Source organism: Pseudomonas sp. H3_C08 (assembly GCF_054669455.1).
Genome location: NZ_CP162803.1, coordinates 2,126,787 through 2,153,217, shown reverse-complemented (window position 1 = coordinate 2,153,217; position 26,431 = coordinate 2,126,787). Strand labels below are relative to the sequence as shown.

The 26,431-nt window shown below is 60.3% G+C and carries 26 protein-coding genes; 8 read left to right on the top strand and 18 right to left on the bottom strand.

Translation table 11 applies throughout. From position 1 onward, the window contains the following. Positions 1-109 precede the first annotated feature (109 nt). Complete coding sequence (locus AB4N74_RS09915; protein WP_099759193.1) at positions 110-898, top strand: hypothetical protein; 789 nt, start codon at positions 110-112, stop codon at positions 896-898. 76 nt (positions 899-974) lie between these two features. On the opposite strand, the gene AB4N74_RS09910 is transcribed toward AB4N74_RS09915, so the two are convergent. After that, entirely contained in the window at positions 975-1,256 is a 282-nt protein-coding gene (locus AB4N74_RS09910) for a hypothetical protein (RefSeq protein WP_257355160.1), read from the bottom strand. A gap of 151 nt (positions 1,257-1,407) precedes the next feature. Here AB4N74_RS09910 and AB4N74_RS09905 point away from each other — a divergent pair, with 151 nt between their 5' ends. From AB4N74_RS09905 to AB4N74_RS09890, 4 genes are all read left to right on the top strand, one after another. Beyond that, positions 1,408-1,704, top strand: coding sequence for a DUF3144 domain-containing protein (locus AB4N74_RS09905; RefSeq protein ID WP_099759191.1), 297 nt, complete (start codon positions 1,408-1,410; stop codon positions 1,702-1,704). Between the two features lie 317 nt (positions 1,705-2,021). Then, positions 2,022-4,346, top strand: a complete 2,325-nt coding sequence (locus AB4N74_RS09900) for a hypothetical protein (protein ID WP_099759190.1) — start codon at positions 2,022-2,024, stop codon at positions 4,344-4,346. Then, a complete protein-coding gene (locus tag AB4N74_RS09895) occupies positions 4,337-5,557 on the top strand; it encodes a hypothetical protein (protein WP_099759189.1) in 1,221 nt (406 codons plus the stop codon). The genes AB4N74_RS09900 and AB4N74_RS09895 overlap by 10 nt, the downstream gene beginning before the upstream one ends. Positions 5,558-5,567: 10 nt before the next feature. Then, complete coding sequence (locus tag AB4N74_RS09890) at positions 5,568-6,221, top strand: DUF1266 domain-containing protein (protein WP_460099766.1); 654 nt, start codon at positions 5,568-5,570, stop codon at positions 6,219-6,221. Positions 6,222-6,227: 6 nt separating this feature from the next. On the opposite strand, the gene alaE is transcribed toward AB4N74_RS09890, so the two are convergent. Then, on the bottom strand, positions 6,228-6,689 hold the full coding sequence (gene alaE, locus AB4N74_RS09885) for an L-alanine exporter AlaE (protein ID WP_460099763.1): 462 nt from the start codon (positions 6,687-6,689) through the stop codon (positions 6,228-6,230). A gap of 38 nt (positions 6,690-6,727) precedes the next feature. After that, positions 6,728-7,651, bottom strand: a complete 924-nt coding sequence (locus tag AB4N74_RS09880; RefSeq protein ID WP_460099760.1) for a LysR family transcriptional regulator — start codon at positions 7,649-7,651, stop codon at positions 6,728-6,730. 178 nt (positions 7,652-7,829) lie between these two features. Here AB4N74_RS09880 and AB4N74_RS09875 point away from each other — a divergent pair, with 178 nt between their 5' ends. Both AB4N74_RS09875 and AB4N74_RS09870 read left to right on the top strand, forming a co-directional pair. Continuing rightward, positions 7,830-8,477, top strand: coding sequence for a hydrolase (locus tag AB4N74_RS09875; RefSeq protein WP_194935116.1), 648 nt, complete (start codon positions 7,830-7,832; stop codon positions 8,475-8,477). 166 nt (positions 8,478-8,643) lie between these two features. Next, on the top strand, positions 8,644-8,898 hold the full coding sequence (locus tag AB4N74_RS09870; protein ID WP_460099757.1) for a hypothetical protein: 255 nt from the start codon (positions 8,644-8,646) through the stop codon (positions 8,896-8,898). A 63-nt stretch (positions 8,899-8,961) separates the two neighbouring features. On the opposite strand, the gene AB4N74_RS09865 is transcribed toward AB4N74_RS09870, so the two are convergent. From AB4N74_RS09865 to AB4N74_RS09820, 10 genes are all read right to left on the bottom strand, one after another. Next, entirely contained in the window at positions 8,962-10,260 is a 1,299-nt protein-coding gene (locus tag AB4N74_RS09865; RefSeq protein ID WP_460099755.1) for a carbohydrate porin, read from the bottom strand. A gap of 85 nt (positions 10,261-10,345) precedes the next feature. Beyond that, positions 10,346-12,751, bottom strand: a complete 2,406-nt coding sequence (locus AB4N74_RS09860; protein WP_460099752.1) for a glucose/quinate/shikimate family membrane-bound PQQ-dependent dehydrogenase — start codon at positions 12,749-12,751, stop codon at positions 10,346-10,348. A gap of 325 nt (positions 12,752-13,076) precedes the next feature. After that, on the bottom strand, positions 13,077-13,382 hold the full coding sequence (locus AB4N74_RS09855) for a DUF6482 family protein (protein WP_034154117.1): 306 nt from the start codon (positions 13,380-13,382) through the stop codon (positions 13,077-13,079). A 14-nt stretch (positions 13,383-13,396) separates the two neighbouring features. Next, positions 13,397-14,107, bottom strand: coding sequence for an SDR family NAD(P)-dependent oxidoreductase (locus AB4N74_RS09850; RefSeq protein WP_257355150.1), 711 nt, complete (start codon positions 14,105-14,107; stop codon positions 13,397-13,399). Next, positions 14,104-14,646 (bottom strand): DUF3833 domain-containing protein, encoded by a 543-nt coding sequence (locus AB4N74_RS09845; protein ID WP_093431483.1) that lies wholly within the window; start codon positions 14,644-14,646, stop codon positions 14,104-14,106. Before AB4N74_RS09845 ends, AB4N74_RS09850 begins: the two co-directional genes overlap by 4 nt. A gap of 81 nt (positions 14,647-14,727) precedes the next feature. Then, entirely contained in the window at positions 14,728-15,285 is a 558-nt protein-coding gene (gene folE, locus AB4N74_RS09840) for a GTP cyclohydrolase I FolE (protein ID WP_034154114.1), read from the bottom strand. A 316-nt stretch (positions 15,286-15,601) separates the two neighbouring features. Next, the gene (locus AB4N74_RS09835; protein WP_093431486.1) at positions 15,602-16,504 is read right to left on the bottom strand and encodes a bestrophin family protein; all 903 of its coding nucleotides are present in this window, start codon (positions 16,502-16,504) and stop codon (positions 15,602-15,604) included. Positions 16,505-16,620: 116 nt separating this feature from the next. Beyond that, a complete protein-coding gene (locus tag AB4N74_RS09830; protein WP_099759180.1) occupies positions 16,621-17,433 on the bottom strand; it encodes a DUF1206 domain-containing protein in 813 nt (270 codons plus the stop codon). A gap of 118 nt (positions 17,434-17,551) precedes the next feature. Beyond that, on the bottom strand, positions 17,552-18,550 hold the full coding sequence (locus tag AB4N74_RS09825; RefSeq protein WP_460101107.1) for an NADP-dependent oxidoreductase: 999 nt from the start codon (positions 18,548-18,550) through the stop codon (positions 17,552-17,554). Positions 18,551-18,657: 107 nt separating this feature from the next. Beyond that, entirely contained in the window at positions 18,658-19,446 is a 789-nt protein-coding gene (locus AB4N74_RS09820; protein ID WP_460099745.1) for an SDR family NAD(P)-dependent oxidoreductase, read from the bottom strand. Positions 19,447-19,669: 223 nt separating this feature from the next. Between AB4N74_RS09820 and AB4N74_RS09815 the strand changes: the two genes are divergently transcribed. Next, positions 19,670-20,257, top strand: a complete 588-nt coding sequence (locus AB4N74_RS09815; protein WP_257355149.1) for a TetR/AcrR family transcriptional regulator — start codon at positions 19,670-19,672, stop codon at positions 20,255-20,257. Between the two features lie 9 nt (positions 20,258-20,266). Here AB4N74_RS09815 and AB4N74_RS09810 read toward each other — a convergent pair whose 3' ends face one another. The 5 genes from AB4N74_RS09810 to AB4N74_RS09790 form a co-directional block, all read right to left on the bottom strand. Beyond that, positions 20,267-21,271 (bottom strand): XdhC family protein, encoded by a 1,005-nt coding sequence (locus tag AB4N74_RS09810; protein ID WP_257355148.1) that lies wholly within the window; start codon positions 21,269-21,271, stop codon positions 20,267-20,269. A 12-nt stretch (positions 21,272-21,283) separates the two neighbouring features. Beyond that, entirely contained in the window at positions 21,284-22,636 is a 1,353-nt protein-coding gene (locus AB4N74_RS09805; protein ID WP_460099741.1) for a c-type cytochrome, read from the bottom strand. Between the two features lie 17 nt (positions 22,637-22,653). After that, positions 22,654-24,906: a xanthine dehydrogenase family protein molybdopterin-binding subunit gene (locus AB4N74_RS09800; protein ID WP_460099738.1), complete on the bottom strand. Its 2,253-nt coding sequence runs from the start codon at positions 24,904-24,906 to the stop codon at positions 22,654-22,656. Next, positions 24,906-25,361 (bottom strand): (2Fe-2S)-binding protein, encoded by a 456-nt coding sequence (locus AB4N74_RS09795; RefSeq protein ID WP_186622230.1) that lies wholly within the window; start codon positions 25,359-25,361, stop codon positions 24,906-24,908. Before AB4N74_RS09795 ends, AB4N74_RS09800 begins: the two co-directional genes overlap by 1 nt. A gap of 75 nt (positions 25,362-25,436) precedes the next feature. Further along, positions 25,437-26,369 carry an AraC family transcriptional regulator gene (locus AB4N74_RS09790; RefSeq protein ID WP_093431503.1) on the bottom strand — a complete coding sequence of 311 codons (933 nt, stop codon included), beginning with the start codon at positions 26,367-26,369 and terminating at the stop codon, positions 25,437-25,439. Positions 26,370-26,431 lie beyond the last annotated feature (62 nt).

Sequence of the window (26,431 nt, the reverse complement as noted above, 5' to 3'; positions counted from 1 at the left end):
TTCGTGGACCCATTGCAATCAGTTCTGTATCTTCCAGCGAACCTCAACCTTGCCTCGATAACACCTTTTGGAAGGGATTTCCGGCGTCATTTGCGATAGGAGTCGCGCTATGTTTTCAAAAAACAAACTGATCGGCATTACCGTGATGGTTTTTATCATCACGGTCTGGGCGTTGGTATGGCCGATATCGAAAGCACTTCCTAACGGTGTTTTTAGCGAGCCCGTAGGATCGATCTATAACGGGCTCAATGTTCTGTTTACTGCGCTTGCTTTCGGCGGAGTTATTATCACGTTGCTCTTCCAGGCTGAAGAAGCCAAACATTCAAGGCGTGAGGAAATAGAGCGCTCTATCTTCGATTTATTTCAAACGTTCACCACTCCCGAGTTTCAAAAGGTCAAGAACGGTGCATTTCGTGCGCTGCTCGCCGGCGTCAAAGATGAGTCGTATGCGCGCTTTCTGGCGAGTCGGCTATTCGCCGTTGACCAGTTGGCGTTCCCAGCCTCCGTCATTCCGGTATTGCGCGTGCTCGATGAGTCGAAGCAGAACCTCAATGATACCCAGATAGAGCAAGCGGACCGCGCTGATCGACTGATGCTTGACGACGTACTTAACTTCTTTGCCTTATTGGCACAGCGTAAATCGTCGTCGATGGTCATCAAACACTGTGATTTTGCCTACGATTGGTGGCGGCCGACCTTATGGCTGGTGGCTTTACTGCAGCAGGAACACTTCGAAAAGTCTAAAGAAATACCGGTGTATTGCAGAAATCGCAAGATTTCAGAGACGCTTGTCGTACTCGACGAAATCTATGGGCACACCGCGCTAAATACGCCGAATGAAATACGTCAGTATGTTGATACGCATCCAAAGATCGTGATGTTTCGCAAAGATCTTTAAGGCCTAGGCAGAGAGTGTCTGCTGTTGACCGATTACGTTCCTCTGTGAGGGTCGGAATCGAGCCGAAGTGGACACCTCAAAACTGCAGCTCATTACACATTCGTTGCAAGAATTCGTCGCCGGCTGCGCTTTCAGAAAGCAAATGATGCCCTGACCAGATATCCCAACCTGCAGCGAGCGTCAGATCCGGGCGCTCGAAGTCTGGATAGATTGTCTGGTCCAGGCCGGCCACGACTGCGCCGACGCGCCGAAAGCCCCAGACATTCACCAATTTGCGCTCCAGCGCCTTCCAGTCGGCATCAGACAAGTCGCCTAATTCAATCATCAGATGGCCATTTGCGGCTTGGAAGGTATTCATGGATTGGCGCCCGGGCGTGGAATATTGCATGGGGAGCACGCAGTGATACAGGCTACTGACGTGCTTGTCAGCACTGTTGGGGCGTAGCGAGCCAAAGCGGGAAGTGTTCCAATTACGCAATTTCCCGACACTGACAGACAGGTAATCAGCAATGACCGATACGACCGATGATGCATTCTACGATCGCGCCGATGCGCATATAAACCTGTCGAACGAGCAGCTGAAAGTGTTCGAAAACCTTGGCAAAGTCAGCGCGTCGATGATGTTCGGCACCACTCGATTCAACGCTTGGGTGAGCGCGCGCGGTTTCAAGTCGGGCGAAGAAATGGCACAGGCTCGCGAAGCGATGCTGAAGTATTTCTGTGAGCAGTACCGGATGATGCTCGAGGATAACCTTGACGACCACATCAACAATTTCAGCCAGTACATGACCGCGAAAAACGTTTGACGGGTAGGGCGGGTCCTCAATCGATGAGGCACAGCCTGATCTCAATGATCCTGATCGAAGGAGCGTTTGCAGTGAGCTGTCAAACCAGTGATATCGTGCCCGTACACTGTTTGCACTCCAATCACTGATTGCGCCCCACCCGCACGCTTGGTTTTTCAAACGCCAACTGGTAGCGTGCGCCACCTCGCTGTATTACCCGATCCTTGTCGTCATTTTGCCGGTCACTGGCAGACGTAAACGAGTCCCCGCTGCCCACTCGAGGGCGCCGACGCAGGATGCATCGGGCGATGCACAGTCATTCGCAAATGGAGTTCACAATGACGCAAAACAGTACCGTGCTGTCCGGCATCCAGCTGGATCAATTGATGGATCGTCTTGAGGTCGAGCATGAGGAGCACGGTGCCGACTATCTGCTGGACCAGTTGCGCGCCCAGCCGCTCAGGGCGGCCTCGCTGGAGTCGATTGGTCGTCTGCACGGGCTGTGGGTCAACGCCGGTGACGTTGACAGGGCCAAAGCGGTATTGGCCGACGACGGACAGGCACTGATCGAGACTACGCCTGACGACGCGCGCAACGAGCTCAAGGTCAATTTGCTGATTTACCAGCTGCGACTGGGCAACTACCTCAAAGACGAGCAGGGCCTGTTGCTGACGCTCGACACCCTCCAGCAATTGACCCATGAGCCCCTGCCGTTCGATATCGAGCAGTACCGGCGTTACCGCATTTTCGATGATCTGCAGCACGCCACCGTCGACGTCGCCCTCAAGGCTATCGAGGTGCGTCACACCTTGGCCCAGGTCAACCCGGCCCGTCACGCCCTGCGGGCCTGGGACGATGCTGATCAGTACCGGCGCCGGGCGCGGGTGCTGGCCAACCATGAACGTGAGGAAGAGGCGCGCGAAGCCGCGCTGGCGGCAATTGCCGCATTGCGCACCGCTGGCGAAGAGCAGGACGTCGACGCTAACGACTGGCTGTGGCTGGGCAATGCGCTGATCGAAATCGTGCCATTGCGTCTGGCGATGTTCGAGCAACCGGTGGTGCGCTTGATCGCCGAATTGTCGCTGCCCCAGCGCCGGGAATGGGAAGTGCGTCTGGCGCGTCTGGCCGCGCGCTCCCTGCAGGCTCAGGGCAATCTGGCCGGCGCATTGGCAATCTGTGAAGTGGCAACCCTGAGCCTGGAATCCAGCGGCGGTGACAACTTCGTTGATTTCCATCTGCCCTGGCTGCTGGAAAGCGGCCAGATCGAAGAGGCCGGGCAACGTGCGTTCATGGAAATCTATGAAATGCGCGGCGAACTGTGGCCGGGCACGGCCTATTGGGTCCACGATCGCCTGCTCGATGCGGAGGATCAGTCCGCGTGGTGGCCGTTGTGCGTGATGCGTGCCTGTGACGATCAAACGGTGCTGGAGCAGTTCCTTTCCGGCCTGCCGTGGCGTGACGAGTCGACGCCGTCGCTGGGCCCGTTGCTCGATGCTCTGCATGCTGCGCGCAATGACCTTGAACAAATCGACAACGTCTTCGACCAAGCGCTGGCAGAGGCCGAACGCCGCGCGCCGAACCACCCATGGATTACCCGCCTGATGGCGGTGCGCGAACATCAGGCCGGGCGCATCGACGCCAACACTCAACTGACGATGCTGCGCGAGGCCGTCTCGGCCGGCGCTATGCAGGACAACCGCAGCGTCTTCAGCCTGTTCAGTGCCCACGCCGATGTGCACGGCATTGCCGATGCCTTGCGCCAGCCTTTGCCGCCCATGGCCGCTGGCATGTACTACTACCAGTTCGCGAATGCCCTTGAGGACCTGGTCGAAACGCATGTCGAGGATCTCACGAGCGAGGAGGCCGAGCCGACCTGGTGGCGGCTGCGCGAAGTCCAAAAGCTTGCTTATGAACTCGGCCAGGCCCGTATGGAACAATGCTTCGCCAGCGGCCGCGGACATCGCTTCGATGCCTGCGCGCACCTGTACTCGATGCTGTGCAACAACCTCGCGATCAATTACCGCTGCTACAACGAACAACTCGTTGAGCAGGCTCTTGAGTTGCATACCCGCGGCATCGCCGCCAGCTCGTTCGCCGAACATTATCAGGGCATCCTCCGCAACCGCATCGAGCTGAAGGATAACGAGGGCATCGCCGACGCCGCCGAACAGCTTTGGCACTACGCGGCCGACTACGGCTATAGCCGTCACGATCCAGAAGAATACATACAGGACGTCACCCGTGCCCTGTACTGGCTGGACCGCGAACGCGAGATTCCGGTCTGGCTGGAGCGCATTCTCAAATGGCAGGAAGAGCGCGAAATCAGCGACAAAGAGCTGGAGTATTCGCCGCTGTTCGCACGGATGAAAATTGCCTTTTACCTGTCGTACTGCCTGCCGGAGGCGGCCACCAGCCTGTGGTTGCGTTACGCGCCGCTCATCAACGAAGGCGACGAACCAACCCTGCTGGGCTGTGCCGGTGATGTGCTCAAGGGGCTCGGGCGCAAGGAAGAGGCCGTGGCCTATTACCAGCGCGCGATCCTGCGCAGTGATCCGAACAGCCAGGTGGATCAGGGCAACAATGAAAAGTTTCGCCAGTTCATCGCCGAACTGCAGGCGCCGGAAAAATCGGCCGGCAAGGCCTGGTGGCAGATATGGAAGTGACACCTGCGCAGCGCCAGTCCGGTTACGCCCCGCGCAACGCACTCAATGCCGATCAACTCAAGCGCGGCATTGCCGAGCGCAGTGAGGCTCGCGGAGATGCACCAGAGGTGAGCAAATGGTTGCTCAACCATTTCTATCGTCATCTGGTCGGTAACTTCGAACCTGCGCGGTGCATCCTGACGTTGGAGCAGGCTGTCGAGGCATTGGGCGCCGAGCCGCCGTCCTGGGTGGCCAAACATTTAAGCGACGCCGGCAAAGCTTCGCAGCAGGCGTTCGCGCCGCTGGTCTGGGTCGATCCGCAGCAAGCGCCGCTGCTGGCCGAGGAGACCTTGCTGGTGGAGTTCCTGACCTCGCGTCAGGGCACCGCGCTGGCCGGCAAGCTTGACCGGATCAACTGCCCGCAGGCACTGGCGCTGTGGCAAAAGGAGCATGCGCAGATGGCTGCGCGGGTCGAGCAGGGCTGGTGTCAGAGCCAGCCTGAAGCGTTGCTCACGCGAGTGACCACCGCTGAGCACGTATTGCAGGAGCTGCGGCCCGAGAGTGCTTCGCTGCGTGCGGAAATGGCCTTTGAAAGTTACGTGATGCGCCATTGCCTGGGCCAGTTCGCCGATCGCCGCGCCTTGACCGGCGGCTACGGTGAACGCTACGCCGAAGCGATGGAAGAGCAGCGCATGCGCGTGTTCAGTCTGCGCGACGGCCAAGGCCAGCCGCACATTACTATCAGCCTGATCGTCCAGGACGACGGTACGTTGACTGTCGAGCAGGTCAAGGGCAAGCAGAACCGGCCGCCGGTCGAGCGTTATTACCCGGACCTGCTGCAGTGTCTGAATGCCCTGGACACCGACGAACAGACGCCCGCCGACTGCATCGCCATCGGCATTGTGCGTACCGACGCGGGCTGGCTGCGCATCGAAGAGGTCAACGACCCGACCGCCCAGACTCGGTTGGTGGCCCGCTATCCGCAATTGTACGAGCGCCTCGATGCGCCTTCGGCCATGGTCGAATGGCTGGTGGCCGGGCGTCAGCCGCAGCAGTTCTTGCAGGTGGCCCCGCAAGCGGTATCGGTCAGGTACGCGACCCGGCATATTTTCAGCAAGCGCATTGAGCCTGAGCCGAATGACCCGCAGTACCTGACCGAAGGTGTGCCGTGGCCGGACATGTCTTCGCCGCTGGTGGAGGAAATCCAGGCCTGGCAGGCGCGGGTAAGGTAAGGAAACCGACATGTTTTTGCTTATCACAGTGGTTGTTTCAGGCTGGTTGTTGTGGCGAGCGTTCAGACCTCGCGGCGCCTCATTGTTCAGCCAGCGCAAACACTGGTCGCTGCTGCTGGCCCGGCCCATGGTCGATGCGATGGCCGTCGAGGGTTTCTACTCCCCGGCGTGCGATCACTTCACCGAGCAATCGCAGACGATCCTGCGGGCAGCGTTGCTGCACCAGGCCGGCATCCGCAGCAACAGCAATGACGAGGCGGTGCGGGCGCACTTCAGTGCGACGCTCGATCAGCAGTGGTTTGGCCTCGATTTGCAGGCGCTGACAGCCACCGATGACCCGCCTGCGGCCATGGCTTTTGCCTGCGTGCGGGTGGCGTTTCTGGTCCGGTGTGCGCTGCTGATGCGTTGGCTCGAGCCTGACCTCGCCTGGCGCGTGCTGCTGCTCAATGCGCAGCGGGCGCAGGACTGTTTCGACAGTTGGGAAGATTTCGGCAAGGCCTATCAGTCGGGGCGCAAGCAATGGGTCGCGACGTTTCGCGTCGACTCGCTGGGCGAAGCGTTTGACGAGCCGCAACTGCGTCAGTTGCTGGCGCCCGGCGGTGGGGCTTGGGCTGACGTAACCTGGCGAACGCCAGCAGCGTTGAACCCGGTTCTGGTGAGGTAGCCCCGACTACTCCTTCAATGACATCGGTCTGTCCCCACCCGGCGGCAAACCAAACAGCTTCCGCACCCGATTAAGAAACGCCCCATAGGGTCGCCCCAGAGCCAGCATCATCACGGCCGCACCCAGTGTGCCGCGCACCAGACCTTCGCCCGATGCACCACTGAAGCCAATGATCGCGGCATAGATCGGCACCTGAAAACTGACCAGCGCGATGCTGTCCCATAACAACCTCGACACCCGACCCTGACCGGCACGCGTCATCACCCAATCGCGCCAGATACCGTAAGGTCGCGCGACCGGAATCATCAGCACCGCGCCCAGCAGGCGCGCGTGCAGAACCTGATCCCACGTCATGCCGGCAATGAAACATTCATTGAGGATGCCGGTGATGGTGAAAAACAGGATCAGCGCTGTGGTGTCTGCGATAAATGCAGTCCGACGCGTTGACTGTTGCAGGCGTTGCGGCACCTCACTTCTCCTTTCATCGCTTCAGGACCGAACTTTCCTCAGTTGGACGCCGACATTTCATCGTGCTGTGACAGCGGCTGCACGGCGAGGTGCGGAGATTCGCCGAAGTACTCGATCAGCAGATCCGTGAGCACGCGGATCTTGCGCGCGGGATGCGGGCCTGGCGCGCGGAGGAGGTAGGCACCGGCCGGGGGCGGTGGATGGTTGGTCATGATCGGCACGAGTGCACCCGAGGCGATGTGTTCGTGGGTGAGGCAATCGGGCAGGTAGGCGATACCGAGGCCGGCAGCCGCGGCTGCGGCGAGGGCCGTGCCGTTGTCAGCCTTGAAGCGTCCTTGCGGGCGAACCGTGATGACCTTGTCAGCCGCCATGAATTGCCAGGCTTCGGTGCCTTGCATGAGCGCCTGATGGGCGTGCAGTTCGTCCGGGGTATCGGGCGCGCCGTGCGCTTTGATGTAGTCGGGGCTTGCGACGAGCTTGGTGTAGACCGGGCCGATACGCCTCGCGATCAAGTTGGAGTCCTGCAGGTAACCCACGCGAATGGCGCAATCATAGCCCTCGGTAATCAGGTCAACGAAGCGATCGCTGTAGCAGGTCTGCATGTGCAACTGAGGATGACGGCGAGCCATTTCCGCCAGCACGGGGGCGAAGTGTGTCGGCCCGAACGACAACGGCACCGCCACGCGCAAGCGACCGCGCAGGGCGCCGGCGGGCAGGATGGTTTCCTTGGCGATGTCGATTTCGCTGCAGACTCGGGCGGCGTAATCGCGAAATGTCGCGCCGGCTTCGGTGAGTGAAGCCCCGCGCGTGGAGCGTGCCAGCAGTTGCACGCCGAGTTCCTCTTCAAGCCGCGCCAGCCGGCGGCTGACGATTGACTTCGAAACCCCGAGCCGCAGCGCTGCCTGTGAAATGCCCCCGGCATCGGCCACTTCGACGAAGGTTTGCAGTTCTTCGATATCCATTTTCGCGTTCCCCTTGGCGCGACACAGTTCGCCTCGGGATGCTACTACTGCTGCGAATAGGGGAACAGCACAATGGGTTTTCCAGGCACGGCGTCACTCGCGTGCATTCTGGAACCATTAGCCGCACGGGCTCCGGCCGTTTTACCGACGTGCGTTACCCATACAAAAGGACCTGCAAATGGCAAGCGAACCCATCCGTAACCCGCACACCGATCAACTCCTGACGCCCGACAATTCAGCGTTGATCATCATCGACTATCAACCGGTTCAGGTGTCTTCGATCCGCTCGATGCCACGGGATGAACTGGTCTTCAATATCACCAGCGTTGCGAAGGCGGCGCTCAACTACAACCTGCCGATCATCCACTCGACCGTCAATGTCGCGACCGGTCGCAACAAACCGCCGATTCAAGAGTTGCAAGCGGTACTCGGCCATCTGCCCACCTATGACCGCACGTCGATCAACAGTTGGGAGGACACCGGGTTCAAGCAGGCAGTCAAAGCGCTTGGGCGCAAGAAACTGATCATGACCGCGCTGTGGACCGAAGCCTGCCTGACCTTCCCGGTGCTCGACGCCATTCAGGAAGGCTATGAAGTTTACGTGCCGGTCGATGCGGTGGGCGGCACGTCGCTCGCCGCACACGAGGCAGCGTTGCGCCGAATGGAGCAGGCGGGGGCGAAGCTTATCAGCCGGGTACAGATGTACTGCGAACTGCAGCGCGACTGGGCGCGCGAGGTGACCGTGCCAGGCTTTATGGGCGTGTTCGAAAACTTCGACGGTTTCAATGCTGAAAAGGCGCTGGCAGCAGCGGGCAACAAGGCCTGATTCACCAGGTGTTGCTGAAGGTGGCGTGGGCGATAGCCGGCGCTGCCTTCATTTGGCCTGTTTCAACGCTTGAAAATAATCTGAACCGCTGTCGGAGCCGCTCGCCTAATGATTAGCTTGTGGTCAATCGCACAGGCGATGTGTCAATAACGGCACACTCCGAGAGGTGGTCAACGTGGCTAAAGACGAAAAGAAAATCAAAGACAAAGGTGACGCTTCGAAAGCCAGAAAGGATCTGAAAGACAAAAAGTCATCACCAGAAAAGAAATCAGCGGCAGCTTCGACGCTTTCAAAGTCTTCCGACAAGAAAGACAAGAAGAAAGACGCCGAGCCCAAGAAGTCGGCGAAAAAAGCCGACAGCAAGCCTGAGAAGGCCAAGGATTCGAAGAAGGCTGATAAGCCGGCCAAAAAGAAAAAGTGATCTTGAAGGCAAGAAAAAACCCGGCAATTCGAGCCGGGTTTTTTATTGTCTGCTATTTGGAGATCAGAGCGCCGCTTTGACCTGCAAACCAATCACCAGCGCATTGTCGATGTCCTGCCCGGAAAACGCGCCCGGCTCGATGATGTACTGCACATTTGGGCGCAGGGTCAGCCAAGGCGTGGCCTGATAACCGTAGCCGAGTTCGATCAGTTGCTCGGCGCTGTCCAGGTTCGGGAACGCCGTGCCGTTGTTCAATGCGGCGTCCTGCTGCACATCGCGGCTGCGCGGGTTCGGCACGGCGCGACCATAACCCAGCGCGACGGTGTCTCGCGGGCGACCCTCGAACGGTTTGTACAGCACCACGCCGGTGCCGTACCACTTGCTGAACGGTGACGCCGCTTCGCTGGCCGCCGAGTATTGGCCGAACGCGTGCAAGCTGCGGCCTTCGGACGTCGACGAACTCCAGACGGCCTGGTCGATCAGCAGATAATGACCGCCGCGACCGGACACTTCTTTGTCGCTGCCGATGCGTTTTACGTCGGAGCTGTCGTAGTAGTAGCCGAGCTTGTATTCGCCGGGCAGGGCGCCCGCGTGTTTGTAAACCAGCTCGATCGGCACCACGGTGCCGGTGGTGTGTTTCGGATCAAGGTGCCAGGCGCGGCTGGAGTTGCCGTTGCTCTCGGGGTCGACGTTGAACGCGGCCACGCGCAGTTGCCACGACGACGACAGGTCGTATTTCACCCGCACACCGAGGCGCGCATTGGGGTAGTTGGTCCAGCCGCTGCCGCCGGACATGTTCAGCGGATGGCCGCAGAAACCAGCGTTCATGAAGTTGCACAGAATGCCGCTGTCGAGGCCGCCGAGGTCGTTGCCCATGGCCATGTAGCCGAGTTTCACATTGAGCGCTGGAGTGAACAGCGTGCGCTCGTAACTCAGTTCGGTCAGGCGCGTGTACAGGCCACCGTAGTTTTCCTGGATCGGCAGACGGTTGCCGACCAGATCTTCCGAGGCGCTGTTGCCGCGGCGGTCGTTGATGGTCAACTGGACCTTGCCGGCATTGTCGACGCCGTAAAGTTTGCTCAGGTCGAACTGCACGCCGAGCTTGATGTTCTGCGAGTAACGCGCCGAGCGGTGCAAGCCACCGTCGGCGTTGTAAGCCATTTCGCCGCTGTAGTCGCCAGTGAACTTGATGCCCTGTTCATCCATCTGGTGACGCAAGCCACCCCAGTCACCGCTGAGGGTGCTGCGGGTCAACAGATCGGAATCGTTGTCGGCCAGCGCGGGGAGGGCGATGGTGCACGTCAGGCCCAGCAACAGGCCTTTGAACAGGTCGGAACGGGAAAAACCAACAGCCGATAGCATGTAAATCTTCCTGCAAAAAACATGAGCAATAGGGGGAAAGCAGCGCGGCACCCGAAGGTGCCGCGCTTTACGTGAACACCGTGGTTTACGGCAGGGCGTAAGCCATCACGTAGTCGCCGCGATCGGTCGACTGACGCGCACCACCGGCGGTGATGACGATGTATTGCTTGCCGGTTTTCGGCGAAACATACGTCATCGGGCCACCTTGGCTGCCGACTGGCAGACGTGCTTTCCAGACTTCTTCACCGTTGCCGCTGTTGAACGCGCGCAGGTAGAAGTCCTGGGTGCCGGCGATGAAGATCAAACCACCTTGGGTCGACAGGGTGCCGCCGAGGGTTGGCAGACCAATCTTGATCGGCAGGTGCATGCGGATGCCCAGTGGACCGGTGTCTTCAACGGTACCGACCGGAACCTGCCAGGCGACTTTCTGCGTCTTCATGTCGATCGCGGTCAGTGTGCCGAACGGTGGTGCTTGGCACGGAATGCCGGCTACCGACAGGAAGCGGTTTTTGTTCACCGCGTACGGCGTACCTTTCAACGGCACGGCGCCCATACCCGTGTTCAGCGCTTCGCCGCCACCAGCAACCTGGCCCTTGTTCTGCGACGGGATCATCTGGATCCACAGGCCCAGACGCATGTCGTTGACGAAGATGAAGCCGTGCACCGGGTCAGTGGAAATGCTGCCCCAGTTCATGCCGCCTAGCGAACCCGGGAAACTCAGCGATTTATCGGTGCCCGGCGCGGTGTACAGGCCGTCGTAACGCATGCCTTTGAAGTCGATGCGGCAGAGCAACTGGTCGTAAGGGGTCGCGCCCCACATGTCCGATTCGGTCAGGTGCTGTGCGCCGATTTGCGGCATGCCCAGCGATTTTGGCTGAGTAGGCGAGTACGGTTCGTTCGGGATGTTCGCCGCTTTCACCGGGACTTCTTTAACCTCGGTCAGCGGTTTGCCGGTGGCGCGGTCGAGCACGTAGATCTGCCCGGCCTTGGTGCCGATGACCACGGCCGGTACGGTTTTACCGTCCTTGGTGAAGTCGATCAGGCTCGGCTGCATCGGCAGGTCGAAGTCCCACAGATCGTTGTGCACGGTCTGGAACACCCAGCGTTCTTCACCACTGGTGGCGTCCAGCGCGAGGATCGAAGCGCCGTAGGTGTGATCGAGTTTGCTGCGCTCGACACCATAAATGTCGGTAGACGAGCTGCCCATCGGCAGGAACACGGTGTTGGTCGCCGGATCATAGGACATCGGTGCCCAGCTGTTCGGCGTGCTGCGCACATAGGTGCTGCCGTCTGCCGGCGCCTTTTTATCCTGCGGATTGCCCGGGTCGAAGGCCCAGCGCATGGCACCAGTCATCACGTCAAAGCCACGGATCACGCCGCCGGGCATGTCGGTCTGCACGTTGTCAGCCACGCGACCGCCAACTACCACGGTGGTGCCGGCCATCAACGGAGCGGACGACAACTGATAGTAGCTGTCCGGGACATCACCCAGACCGGCCTTCAGATCGACCTGGCCATTGTTGCCGAAACCCTGGCAGAACTCGCCAGTGTCAGCATCAACTGCGATCAGGCGGGCATCAATGGTGTTGGTCAGCAGACGACGCTGGCAATTGGCTGCCGGCGCCGGTTTGGCTTCGATGATTTTAGAATTGGCTGGCTGAGCAATGGCAGCGCTGGCGTCGAAATAGGCCATGCCACGGCAACGCTGCCAGACTTTCGACTGGGCGTTGATCGCGTTCTTCCACAGCTCTTTACCGGTGTCGGCATCAAGGGCGATCAGGTTGTTGTGCGGGGTGCAGATGAACACCTTGTTGCCAACCTGCAGCGGAGTGAGCTGGTCTTCAGCGCCATTGCCATCGCTCTCGGCGACGTCACCGGTGTGGTAGGTCCACGCGACTTTCAGCTTGTCGACGTTGTTGCGGTTGATCTGGTCCAGCGCGGCGAAGCGGCTGCCACCTTCGGTATTACCGTAGTGCGCCCAGTCCTTTTGCGCCTTGTCCGGCTCGACCGGGGTCAGACCCGGGCCAGTGCCGGTGGCGGCAACGGTCGGGTGCGCGACGAACATGTTGCCAGCCGCCACAACCACGCCGACCGCCAGCACCGCAGCCACAGCGTAAGCGCCGCGACCCGCAACGCCACCGTTGGCACGTTTGAGCAGAGGATAAACCAGCGCCACGACCAGGCCGATCACGCTGAACATGAACAGGCGCGAGAACACCGGCCAGAACACCAGCCCGGCATCGCTCACCGCCCAGATCGCTGTTCCGACCAGGAACGCGGCAAACAACCACGCACCGGCTGGCTTGTAGCGCGCGATCAGCAGACCGGAAACGGCCATGACCAAGCCACCCACCAGGAAGTACCACGAGCCTCCCAGGCTGACCAACTTCACGCCGCCCGCAGCCAGCGCCAAGCCGAGCAGGGCGATGACGACGCCCAGCCCGACCAGAATGAATTTTGATATGCCCGAGAGGCGTTGACTCTGCTTCACGTTGAATGTCCCGTTGAAATGAGGAGGGCATTATATAGTTAGGTAACTACCTAGTTAAATCACTAATTCAGTAATAAAGCGTTGTTGGATTTTTGATAACCCGCTTGGGCCGCAAATGGCGCTCTAACAGGCTTCAGCAGAGCTTTTGAAAACCTGCAAAAGACGCCGTTTTGTCAGAAAAAATCATGGTTATGACAGCATTTATATTTTGCTGTTTTCAGTCAGCCAACAACGTTCAACTGACGCACGGCCGTAAAACCAGCTTAGCGGGTACGCGACAAATGGGGAGGCCCCGCTCATTACCAGTTGATGTGCGTGGTTCGACTCATACGGGCGTAGTGAGCGAAAACGGAATGCGCAGCTCTTCGACAGGCCCTGAATCGCGCCCGCACATTTCGTCGTGCACGCATTGCTGCACCAGCACGCAGGGAAAGGCCGGAACGGTCTGCAGCAAGTCCCGCAGGTGGGTGATCGAGCGCAGGTGCATCGGCTTGGCCGCGTCATCCAGCAAGGTGAACTGGCCGTGATCCAGGCGGATCCGCGCCAGATAAAAACCACCTTCGAGTGACAGCAGCTCCAGTTCGCGTATTTCACTGTTGGCCGCACGTTCGGTGAGGGCTTGCAGGTTCATGCTTCACTCCTTGCCTACCAGGGTAGGCGTTCTCCATCGTAGGCAAAGAAATGGCCGCTGTCGGCCGGCGTCAACTGGTCAATCAAAGTCAGTAACTGTTCAGCGGCAACGTCTGCCGGACGGGCGCTGGAGGCGCCGCGAAAAGGTTGCGACAACCCCGACACCACCGTGCCCGGGTGCAGACTGAGCAAGCGACTCTGCGGGCGCGTGCGTGCCAATTCGATGGCGGCGGTCTTGATCAGCATGTTCAGCGCAGCCTTGGAAGCGCGGTAGGCGTACCAGCCGCCCAATCGGTTGTCGCCAATGCTTCCGACCTTGGCCGAAAGCATCGCCATTGCTCCCCGAGGATCGAGCAGTGGCAGGAAATGACGCAACACCAATGCCGGACCCAGCGTGTTCACTTGAAACACGGTTTGCAGCGCCTCCGGCTCGATCGCGCTGAAGCTTTTTTCCGGCTTGATCCCGTCACGATGGAGCAGACCGGCCGCGTGGATGATCAGTTGATACGGCGCTTCGCCTGCCAGTTCGGCGGCGGCGCTGGCAATCGTTTCAGGTCGTTCAAGGTCGAGCGCGGGGAACGTACGGCGCCCCAGCGCGCGAACGCCGGCACAGCGCGGATCCTGTTTCAGCCGTTGGCAAAAGGCTGTGCCGAGGGCGCCACTGGCGCCGATCACCAGCGCGCGATAACCGTCGCCGAGCGAGGCCAGGGTCAATGCGCGGTTCATTCGCTGACTCCGGCACCCTGGCGACGGAAGAACAATGTCACCTGTCCGACCTCTACGCCGAATTTGGACATGCTGGTGCGGTTAATCAACGTGTCCTCGTCCATCAAGTACATCCAGTCGTCCATGCTCATTTCGTAAGTCGAGTCATCGACCGGCAGGTTCAGGCGATAACGCCAGTGCAGCGTATTGCCCGCGACCTGGCCCTCGGCGACACCCACTACGTCAGCCGCGCGACCGCTCCAGCGCCCCTGGCCTTCGGGCGTGAGGGTCCAGACGCGACGTTGGCGGGTGCCGTCGCTGTACAGGAAGCGCTCGTCGAGAATCAGGTTGTTACCCTCACGCCGGCTGACGATGTTGACCTCAAAACGCTTGGCCACTTCACCGCTGCGCTTCTGAAACATTCCCCAGGCTTTGACGGGCTGGCTGAAAAAACGCTGCAGGTCCAAGGCCGGTTGTTGCTCGGCATAACGGGCAACATCCACGCTGCCGCAGCTTGCGACGCTGAGTGCCAGTGTCAGTAACAGCAGAAATCGGGTCATTGCCTAACTCCCTGAAACGCACGAGTGAAGAGGGTGAGATTCGAACTGGCGGCTTGTACAGTGACTGTCTCCTGTATAGCTTTATCGCCGCCCGATCAGTTGCAGGAATTCCTGCCGTGTCGTCGAACTGTCCCGAAAAGCACCCAGCATCACGGAGGAGGTCATGACCGAATTCTGCTTCTCAACGCCGCGCATCATCATGCACATGTGCCGAGCTTCAATGACCACCGCGACACCGGCGGCATCGGTGATTTGCTGAATGGCATCGGCAATCTGCCGCGTGAGGTTTTCCTGGATCTGCAGGCGCCGCGCGAACATGTCTACCACCCGCGCGACCTTCGACAGCCCCAGCACCCGGCCGGTGGGGATGTACGCGACATGTGCCTTGCCGATAAAGGGCAGCATGTGGTGCTCGCACAAGGAATACAGCTCGATGTCGCTGACGATCACCATTTCATCGCTCTGCGACTCGAACAGGGCACCGTTGGTGACGTCTTCCAGGCTCATCGTGTAGCCATTGCACAGATACTGCATCGCTTTGGCGGCGCGTTGGGGTGTGTCCAACAGACCTTCGCGCTCGGGGTTTTCACCGACGCCGACGAGAATTTCACGGTAATGGCTGGCTAATAGTGGGTTCATTCAAGGTGCTCGCGGCAGTGCTGTGCGTGGGGCCAATCCATAGCGAAAGAGTTGTACGCGATGAAGTGCTTTGTATAGGTTTTATTGAAGATAGGCTGAAAAAAATCACCTGACAATGAATCGGCAATCTTTTTTATGCAGATGCGAAAACCTCACATCGGAAAATGTGAGACCGCGAGGAGCGGGAAGCAGAGGGGGAATGACGGTGAGCGCTCGGGGAAATGTGTGAGCGCGGTGCGATAACAAGCGATGTTGTGCGGCGTTCTGATTGATTCGGGAACCGTCAGACATCCTGACGGTTCCCGATTACTGCACCTCAAACGTTCTCTGCAAGCCTGCGCACGTCACCCAGGGAGTCACGCTGCATCGACTGCAGATTCTTCTCGATGGTTTCGCACAGCGCTTCCATCTGAATCTGATGCTCGCTGTGGCGAAACGGACTTTGCAGGTCGGTGCCGATGCGCTCGATGGCCAGCAGCATAAAGCCCACCACGGTCGACGCCAGCGGCGTGAACCAGCCCAGCGACTCCACCAGACCGACCGGGACGATCAGGCAAAACAGCGAGATAAACAGCCGTGGGAAATACACATAAGGGTAGGGCAGCGGCGTATTGGCAATTCGCTCCATGCCACCCTGGCTGTTGGACAGGTCCACCAGCGTCGATTCCAACCGCGCCAGGCGAATGCTGTCCAGGCGCCCGGCCTTGTATTCCCGCGCGAGCAAAGTCGCCGAGCCGGTGAGGATATCGTTGGCAAAGTTATTGGTGGTGCCGCTGCGGGCGAACTCCTCGGCGGGAATGAACGCGCGGACTTCCTCAGGGCAAGGCTGGCCTTGCAGATGCGCTGCGAGGCAATTCACATAGGCGACGTGGCGGCGTAATAGAGTCGACTTGACCGGATTGACCTCGTTGTCAGCGTCATCCAGCAACGTCAGCACCTGCCGGGCGAAACTGCGCGAGTTGTTGATCATCGCCCCCCACAGCGTCCTTGCTTCCCACCAGCGGTTGTAGGCGCTGCTGTTGCGGAAACTGATCAACACAATCAACGCCGAACCCAATAAAGTCAGGGGCATGAGGGGTAAATTCAGCTTGGTGTTGAGAAACAACATGAAGTCGACAGTGACAGCGATGTCCCAGAGCAACAGCCAGAACAAGGCCCAGCCGACGTAGCCCAGCGTTTTGATGATCAATCGGTATTTTCTGACGATGGCAGCTTTCAAACGGAAACCTCGTGGCGAGCGGTAAGCGTTAACGCTTTAGCTCGGACGTTGTTTTCGGGGGAAAGGTTCGCTCATCGATGCCGCGCCCGGGTGATCATCGGCAAAGACGTTACACGTTATGTGCTCGATACGCCTGGCACATCCATATTGATCTTGCGCCAGCAAGCTTCCGACAGACTGTAGACCGAGAACGCCATCAGCCCCAAGGCTATTACCATCAAGATCAGCCAGCCAGCGGGTAAATTCTGCAGTGCATCGAGCGCTTCCTTCATGCCCGGTGGATCCATGGCTTGATAGGTAGAGCCGCTGATTGCCAGCAGCAATGCGATCTCGATAAACACGACGCCGCGCGCGATCAGACCAAACCGCGAGACCGGGCGGACGTAGCGCATGACCTCTTCGTCGGCCTCGAAATACTTCTCGAACGACGCTTTCCAGCCCTTGATGATGTGAGCAATGCCTACACCGAGCGGCACGAGGGCGATCAGGTACACCAGCCAGTTCGAATGTTCCCAGGACAGAAGATGCGCCAGCCAGTCTTTGGTTTGTCCTGCGGAATTGCCCGAGCTTTTAATCCCGCTGATGAGCAGGCCCAATGCAAAGAACGCCAGAGCACCGTTGACCAGACCGCCCACAAACAGCCCTGTGCGAATCACCAGACCTTTGAGTTTTGTGCCGTGATGATCGACATCACGCGTTGCCTGCAGAACACGCCAGGCGGCAAATGCGAGCAGTCCCGCCACGACAAGTCCAACCAGAAAATAGCCGAATGGCTGGGCCAGCAAGGCTTCCAGACTCTTGTGGCTGTCCTTCGGTTTAGTCGAATCCTGGGCTGCCAGCAACGCAAAGATACCGATGATCAGATAAAGCATTCCTCGGGCGGCATAGCCTCCCCGAGCGAGGAGGACAAGGTTGCGTTGCGCGGACATGGGGGGATTCCTGAGAGGTTATAAGAGAGCAGACCCTTCTTGCCGGGAGGGGTTCTATGACCTGTCGAAGAACGCAGTGAGCTGGTTTCTACGGATAATTCAGCAATAGCCGGAATCTTCACTTGATCAAAACAACGACCTTGCCCTTCGCGCGGCCCTGCTCGACGTAACTCAACGCCTCGGCCGTTGATTCAAAGGGGAACGTTCGATCAATCACCGGTTTGATGATGCCGGCCGCAACCAGCGAGCTGATTTGTTGCAGTTGGGCGCCGTTGGCGCGCATGAACACGAACGCGTAATTGACGTCACGCTTGCGTGCCTTGCGCCGAATAGCGAAGCTCAGCAAGCGCATGACCTGCTGCAAGGGCCAGGACAAACCTTGCTCCTGTGCGAATTGCGCGGTGGGTGGCCCAGAGATGGAAATCAGCTGGCCACCGGGCTTGAGCACCTTGAGTGATTTCTCCAGGACATCGGCGCCGAGGCTGTTCAACACCACGTCGTAGTCGTGCAAGACACTTTCGAAGTTCTGCTGTTTGTAGTCGATGACCACGTCAGCCCCCAACGCCTTGACCCATTCGACATTCGCGGTGCTGGTGGTTGTGGCGACAAAGGCACCGAGGTGTTTGGCAAGCTGAATGGCGACGGTGCCGACGCCGCCGGAACCGGCGTGAATCAGTACTTTCTGGCCTTTTTTCAGCTGGGCGGTGTCGACCAGCACTTGCCAGGCAGTCAGTGCCACCAAGGGCAGGGAAGCCGCCTGTGCCATGCTGGTATTGGCCGGTTTCAGGGCAATCGCGTTTTCGTTCACGGCGATCAACTCGGCGAAGGTACCGATTCGTGTTTCCGGTGGGCGGGCGTACACCTCGTCTCCCGGTTTGAAGCGTGTCACTTGCGTGCCGACTTCAGTCACCACGCCTGCCAGATCGTTGCCCAGAATCAATGGAAACGCGTAGGGCAGGATCAACTTGAATTCGCCGGTGCTGATCTTCGAGTCCAGCACGTTGACGCTGCTGGCATGGACCTCGATCAAGACGTCGTGAGGACCCACTGCGGGGGCAGGCGCTTCGCCGATGCGCCCGGGGTGCTTGCCATAGCGATCAATCAAAAAAGCTTTCATCGAGGTGCGGCTCTTGTCGGTGTACGGATGGTAGTCGCTGCGTTGCGGATTCGATGCAGCGCCTTGTGACTGCATCGAATCCGCCGAGCATGCTCGCTAGCTGAAGATCATTCTGGCGTCTGGTAGCGCTGGGCAACCTCAGATTGGCGGATTTGCCCGATAAGTCCCAGTCGTGCGCCCTGCAAGGCATCCCAGCGCTCTGCTTCGTGCAGCGGCGGAATGGTCACCGGTTCGCGACGATCGAAGCCGACGAGCGCAGCATCCACCAGATCACCCACCTCCATGATTTCGTTCAAGGTGTTGATGTCGACGCCGGAACGATCCCAGATTTCCGTGCGCGTGGCGGCAGGCAGGACGGCTTGCACGTAGACGCCCTGAGGCGACAGTTCCAGGCTCAGACCCTGAGACAGGAACAGCACAAAAGCCTTGGTCGCGCCGTAGACCGTCATGCCGAACTCCGGTGCGAGGCCCACCACCGAACCGATGTTGATGATCGCACCGTCACCGGCCTTGGCCAGGCGTGGAGCGATGGCGCTGGCAAGCCGCACCAGTGCGGTGGTGTTGAGGGCGACCAGTTGCGCCACTTTATCGGTGCTTTGCTCGACGAAATGGCCAGACAGCGCCGCGCCGGCGTTATTGACGAGGATGCCGATGCGGGCATCGTCGCGCAGGCGGTTTTCAACGGTGTTCAGATCGCCCGGTTGGGTCAGGTCCGCCGGGATCACATCGACGGCGACGTCGTGTTCGCTGCGCAAGCGCGCAGCCAGTGCATCCAGGCGCGCCTGATCGCGGGCGACCAGTACCAGGTCGTGGCCGCGTTGCGCAAAGCGTTCGGCGTAGACCGCGCCGATGCCGGTGGAGGCGCCAGTGATCAGAACAGTAGGGCGAGTGCTCATGGTTTATCTCTCTTTGAGGGTGTGAGAAACAGAACGCGCTCAGCTTGCGCTGATGCTTGATTCAGCCAGCGGCGATTGATGTTGTTCCGTGCCCGTTGATGAAGATCGTTGTTGCGAGCAATTAGGATGATGATCTAAATCTAAACTGTCAACGGTTTTGATTATGGCCAACATCTATGTATCATCGGACGCAGGATTTCCCCGGAAACACGAGGTATTGCACGTGAGAGTGACCAAGGCCCAGGCGCAGGCCAATCGAGAACACATCGTTGAAACCGCCTCAGAGCTGTTCCGCGAGCGCGGTTTTGACGGCGTCGGCGTGGCGGACCTCATGGCGGCCGCCGGTTTTACCCATGGTGGTTTCTACAAACATTTCGGGTCGAAGGCCGACCTGATGGCCGAAGCCTCGGCGTGCAGTCTGGCCAAATCGCTGACCGCCGCCCAAGCACTGGATGTTCCGGGCTTCATCAACGTTTATGTGAACAGAGAACATCGCGACGGACGCGGCGACGGTTGCACCATGGCCGCGTTGGGCGGCGACGCGGCGCGTCAGTCGGATGAGGTGAAAGCGACGTTTGCCGAGGGCATTGAGCACACCCTGCAAACGCTGGGGGAGAAATACCCGACAGCGCCGGATGCCGAGGTGGGTGAGGGGCGCAAGCAGATGATCGACCTGCTGTCGCGGGCCGTCGGCGCGATTATCCTGTCGCGTGCCTGCCCGGATGATTCCGCGCTGGCAGACGAGATTCTTGAGGTATGCCGCGTAGAAATGCTCGCTTCGTTGCCGACCGAAAACGCCGTCGCAGAGTAGCAGCGCGGCTCATTCGGCGAGCGCTTTGGCCCTGGCGATGGAAAATGCTTGCGGCAGCTGGGCGCCATTCTTCGCCGCAAGAATCTCGGCCATCACGCTGACGGCGATTTCCGCAGGCGTCTTGCTGCCAATGTACAGACCGATCGGCCCGTGTAGACGCGCAAGCGACGCCTCGGTCTCGCCAAAATGCTCGATCAGGCGTTCGCGACGCAGCTGGCTGTTGCGCCGCGAGCCGATGGCGCCGATGTAGAACGCCGGGCTATGGAGCGCTTCGAGCAAGGCCAGATCGTCGAGTTTGGGGTCATGACTCAGGGCGACGATGCAGGTGCGCAGATCGACCGCGAAGTCGCGGACCACGTCGTCCGGCATGCCGACAATGCGCTCCACACCGTCTACCGCCCAAGTCTCGATGTACTCGGGACGCGGATCGCACACTGCCACCTTGAAACCGTTGAACAAAGCCATGGTCGCCAGATACTCGGCCAGCGCGCCGGCACCGATCATCAGCATTCGATAGCCCGGCCCCAAGGTGTTGAGCATCTGCACGCCATCGAAGCTGAACTGTTCCGGCGTTGCGGTCGGTTCGAGCATCACCTGACCAGACTCCAACGCCAGGCGACGGCGAACCAGTTGCCCGGCGTCCAGTTGCCTCAGCAGCTGATCAAGAGACTGCCACGCCGGGTTGAACTCAAGGATCAGTTCAAGCGTGCCGCCACAGGGCAAGCCGAAGCGATGCGCCTCATCGGCACTGACGCCATAACGCACCACTTCTGGCGTGCTGCCACTGAAAGCGCTGCCGCCATGGGCCGTGGTGTAGCGATGGATCAGATCGTCCTCGATGCAGCCGCCAGACACGCTGCCCACCACGCGACCATCGTCACGCAACGCCATCATCGACCCCGTCGGCCGTGGTGAAGAACCCCAGGTGCGCGCCACCGTGGCGAGCAACACACGCTCGCCAGCGGCAAGCCAGTCCCGCGCTGTGCGCAGGACCAGCAAGTCGATGCTTTCCATCAGTGTCTCCTCTTAGCGCATCTGCAGAATGATCGGGCTGCTGCTGGCCGGATCGGTGTGTTCACGCAGTTTGCCCACCGTCTGCGCATCAACCGCAGTGCTTTGGTTGCCCCAGGTGCTGCGCATGAAGGTCAGCACTTCGGCGATCTGCTGATCCGACAACTGCTCGCGGAAGGCCGGCATGCGATAGGCGTCCGGCACGCCGGCCGCCACCACGCGTTGCGAACCATTCAGGGTGATGTTGATCGCCGAGGCGCTTTCCTTGGCCAGTGCAGAAGTCGCGCCGGCCAGCGGCGGCATCCATTCGGACTGGCCCTTGCCGTCCAGACCATGGCAGGAAGCACAACGCGTCACGTAGGTATGAGCACCGGGCGAGTCCAGGCGCTCCGCCGCCGAAACCGCTTGATACTGCCAGGGCTCGCCATCGCGCTGGCGGTCGCCAGGCAAGGACTTCAGGTAGTGGGCAATCGCGGTCAGATCGTCATCGCTCATGAACTGCGTGGAGTTGTTGAATGCTTCGGTCATCGAGCCGTAGACCACCGCATGTTGGTTGCGACCGGTCTTGAGGAACTGGACGATCTCCGGTTCGCTCCAGCGGCCCAGCCCAGTGTTGTGATCATCACGCAGGCTCGGTGCGTACCAGCCATCGAGCAACGCACCAGCGAGATACGGCTTGCCGGCCTCATCCAGTGCCTTCTCGTTGAACGCCAAACCGCGCGGCGTGTGGCAACTGCCGCAATGCCCGGCGCCTTGAACGAGGTAAGCGCCACGGTTCCACTGTTCATCCTGCGACGGTTTGGCTACGTAGGGTTCGGCGTCGACAAACACGCCATTCCACAGCGCAATCGGCCAGCGCAGGTTCAGCGGAAACGGAATCGCGCTGGGGATGTTCGCCTGTTTCACGGGCGCCACGCCTTTCATGAAGAACGCATACAGCGCACGCACATCGTCATCACTGAGCTTGGCGTAGGACGGGTAGGGCATCGCCGGGTACAGACGGCGACGGTCGGGTGCTACGCCGTGGCGCACCGCCCGGTCGAAGTCTGCCAGGCTGTAGTGGCCGATGCCGGTTTCCGTGTCCGGGGTGATATTGGTCGCATGGATTGAGCCCAGCGGTGTGGCCATTTCCAGACCGCCAGCGAACGGCGCGCCGCCCGGCACGCTGTGGCAGGCCACGCAATCGCTGAGCCGGGCGACGTATTCGCCACGGGCGACCAGTGCCGGGTCGATGTCGGCCACGGCGATCTGATGGTTTTCCAGGCGCGAGACAGGCTCGCGGGTGACATACCAGGCCAGCAGGCCTGCCGCGACCAGGCACGGCACTGCCAGCCAGCCAGCGGTTCTTGCGAATCGGCTGTTATTCATGGACGCTCCGGCGCTGATCAAGTGAAGGTGTGTCGGCTCATGGGCAGGCTGCGCACCCGCTGACCGGTTAGCCTTGCCACCGCGTTAGCGACGGCGGGCGCGACCGCAGGCAATGGCGGCTCACCGATGCCACCCATTTTTTCCCCGCTCTGGACCACACGCACATGGACCCGAGCCATCCGCGCAGGCGGCAGGATCGGATACAAGTCGTAGTTGCGCGCCCGGGGTTTACCATCCACCCACACGGCTTCTTCCACCAGGGTTTGCGACAGCCCCAGCGCCACGGCGCCATTGACCTGCGCCTCGACAATCGCCGGGTTGACGATGCTGCCCGGGTCAATCGCCTGCCAGATGTCGTGCACCTTGACTTGGCCGTTCTCGATGGACACCTCGGCGATCACCGCCGTCTCGGTACCGAACGGCGAAGCCATGGCCACGCCGCGCGCACGTTTGCTGCCATCCTCGGCGGTAAACGGCCCGCGCTTCCAGCCTCCGGACAGTTCACCCACCGCTTGCAGCAGAGTGGTCAGGCGTTTGTTGTCGCGTAACAGATGCAGGCGCAAATCGAACGGGTCTTTGCCGCCCTTGTCGGCCAGCTCATCGAGGAACGATTCATAGAAGAAGTCGTTCAGCGAGTTACCCACCGAACGCCAGTAACCGAGCATCGCCGGGCCTTTGACATAGATCTGCGCGATGCGCTTGTTGGCGATTGCGTAGGACTTGCCGGACAAACCTTCAAGCGCCGTCGGATCGAGCTTTTCACCTTGCTTGCCAGCGAGCGCTTCGGTTGGCCCTTCGGTGGCACTGATCGCTTCGATTGCCAGCGGCCAGCCGTCGCTGTCCAGTGCGGCACGGAAATTCACCGCAGCAACGGGACGGAGCACGTCACGCAGGAACTCTTCCTCGCGACTCCAGATCAGTTTGACCGGACGGCCAACCGCTTTCGCCAGCGCGATCGCCTGCGGATAGGGACTGGCCGAATCGTAGAGAAAATGCCGACCGAAGAAGCCACCCAGCAGCGGCGAATGCAAGGTGATGCGTGACGGATCCAGCCCTGTGCGTTTGGCAATGTCGGCGCGGAACATGTCCGGCGCCTGATTCGGCAACCAGACTTCCAGCGAACCGTCCGGGTTGAATCGGGCCAGTGCCGAAGGCGGCTCCAACTGGCCGTGGTTCAGGTATTGGTTGTGGTAAGTGGCGTCAATCCGGGTCTTGGTCTCCTTGAGAATCGCCGCCACGTCGCCTTCGTTTTCATCATCTTTGGCCGGGCTTTTATCTTCAGCGAGGCGCTTGAACCAGGCATCGCTGGAAAAGTCAGCAGGCATCGGCCGCACTTTGCTGTCGGCCGTTGGCTCTTGCCAGTCAACCTGAATCGCCTCGACGGCACGTTTGGCGTGCCACCAGCGCTCGGCGACCACCGCCACGGCACCCGGCAGACGATGCACGGAATGCACGCCTTTCATCGCCTTGACCTGCTCTTCGTTGCGCAGGTTACCCACGGTCATGCCCAGGCGCGGGGCATGTTGCACGGCGGCATGGAGCATGTCGTCGACCTTCAGATCGATGCTGTACAGCGCCTTGCCGGTGGACTTGTCGTAAGCATCGAGGCGCTTCACCGGTTTGCCGATCCAGCGGAACTGGCTCGGATCACGCAGCTTCACGGAGGCCGGATCGGGAACCGGCAGATCCATCGCGCGCTCGGCCAGTTCACCGTAAGCCAGCGAGCGGCCCGACTTGGCGTGCACGACTTTGCCTGGCTCGGTGGTCAATTCACTTACCGGCACGCCAAGTTGCTGCGCGCCCGCCTGCAATAACATGGCGCGGGCGAGGGCGCCGAGGCGGCGCATCACCGGGTAACTCATGCGCACCGACATGCTGCCGCCAGTGATGCGCATGCCGTTTTCCAACACCACATAGGCTTCGCCGGGCGGCGCCGCTTCGACCAGGAAGGTCGCCGGGTCGGCATCCAGTTCTTCACCGACAATCTGCGCCATTGCGGTGAACGTACCTTGCCCGCCCTCCATGAACGGGCAGAGCAGACGCACGCGGTTGTCCGGGCGGATTTCGAGAAACGCCGGCACCTGCGTGCCGCGCTCAGCCGTCGCCGTTGCCACGGCAGCTTGCACGCGCGTCGCACCCAGCGGCAGGCCGAAGCCGAGGACCAGTGCGCCGACGGCGGTACCGGTGAGAAAACGTCTACGCGAAACATTGATCGGTTCGTGCAGATCCAGTGCTGAGGCTTGCTGTGAAGGGTCGATACGAACGTTCATCACGCTTCTCCCTTGCCGGCCAGCTCATGCACGGCGGCATGAATCGCGTTGTAAGTACCGCAGCGGCACAGATTGACCATCGCTGCCTCGATCTGCGCGTCACTCGGTTTAGGGTTTTGTTTGAGCAGCGCAGTGGCGGCCATCACCTGCCCGGACTGACAGTAGCCGCACTGCGCGACCTGCAGATCGACCCAGGTCGAGACCACTCGTTTGCCCACCTCATCGCTTTCGATGGCCTCAATCGTGGTGACCTCGCGGCCGACCACACCCGCCACCGGCGTGACGCACGAGCGCACGACGTTGCCATCCACCAGCACCGAGCAGGCGCCGCATTGCGCCAGTCCGCAGCCGTACTTGGTCCCGGTCATGCCCAGATCATCGCGGATCACCCAGAGCAAGGGCGTATCGGCGTCGGCATCGACCTGATAGGTCTTCTGGTTGATTCGTAGTTCCATGATTCACCCGCTGTTCATCGGTTGACGTGCATTGTTATGAGCGGTGGCGCGGCGAGGCGCATCACCGGTGTTCGTTCAATTCGCGACGGTGCCGAGCGCTTCTGCCTCGAATGGCTGCCCGCGCAAAAGGGCGATGTCACGACTCGGCGCGGTGCCGAACAGCCGGGCATATTCGCGGCTGAACTGCGACGGACTTTCATAGCCGACCGCAAACGCCGCCCGCGAAACGTCGAGGCGCTCGACCAGCATCAGCCGTCGCGCTTCGTTGAGCCGCAGCCATTTCTGGTACTGCAGCGGACTCATGCCGGTGAGCTGGCGGAAATGATGGTGAAAGGTCGGCGCACTCATCTGCACCCGCGCGGCCAGATCATCGATGCGCAATGCATCTGTGTAATTGACCTTGAGCCAGTCAATCGCTTTGGCGATGCGATAACCCTGACCATCGACGGCCGTGATCTGCCGCAGCCGTGCGCCTTGGTCGGTGTGCAGCAAGCGATAGTGGATTTCGCGCAGAATCAGCGGCGCCAGCACCGGGATCGCCTCGGGTTCATCGAGCAATGCCAGCAGGCGATCAAGTGCGCCCTCCAGCGCGGACGACAGGCTGCCAATCGCGGCGCCCGTGCCCGTTGCTGGCTGGCGCTTGGCCGGCAAGCCGCTCTTGGTGATGACTTCGGCGAGCATGCTCACATCCAGTTTCAGCACGAGGCCGACACAAGGCTGTTGGGGACTGGCGAGCATCACTTCGGAGTTGGCGGGCAGGTCCAGCGACGTCACCAGAAACCGTGAAGGGTCATAGCTGTAGCCCTCACCACCGACCCACAAGCGCTTTTCGCCGCGACCGACGAGAATCAGGCTGGGTTCGATCATGCACACCACGGGCGGCGCCGGCTGGTCGCGACGAAACAGCGACAGCCCGGGTATGGCTGTGGCGAAGTCACCCGGCGCGCTCACACGCGGGTCGATGTTCAACGCCAAAGGCGATTCCTGGGGCAGAGGGGTAGGGATCATGTCGGGTCACTCCTGTTGACCGAACTCTAATCCGCGCGCGAGACGTTTCCTATCCATCACCC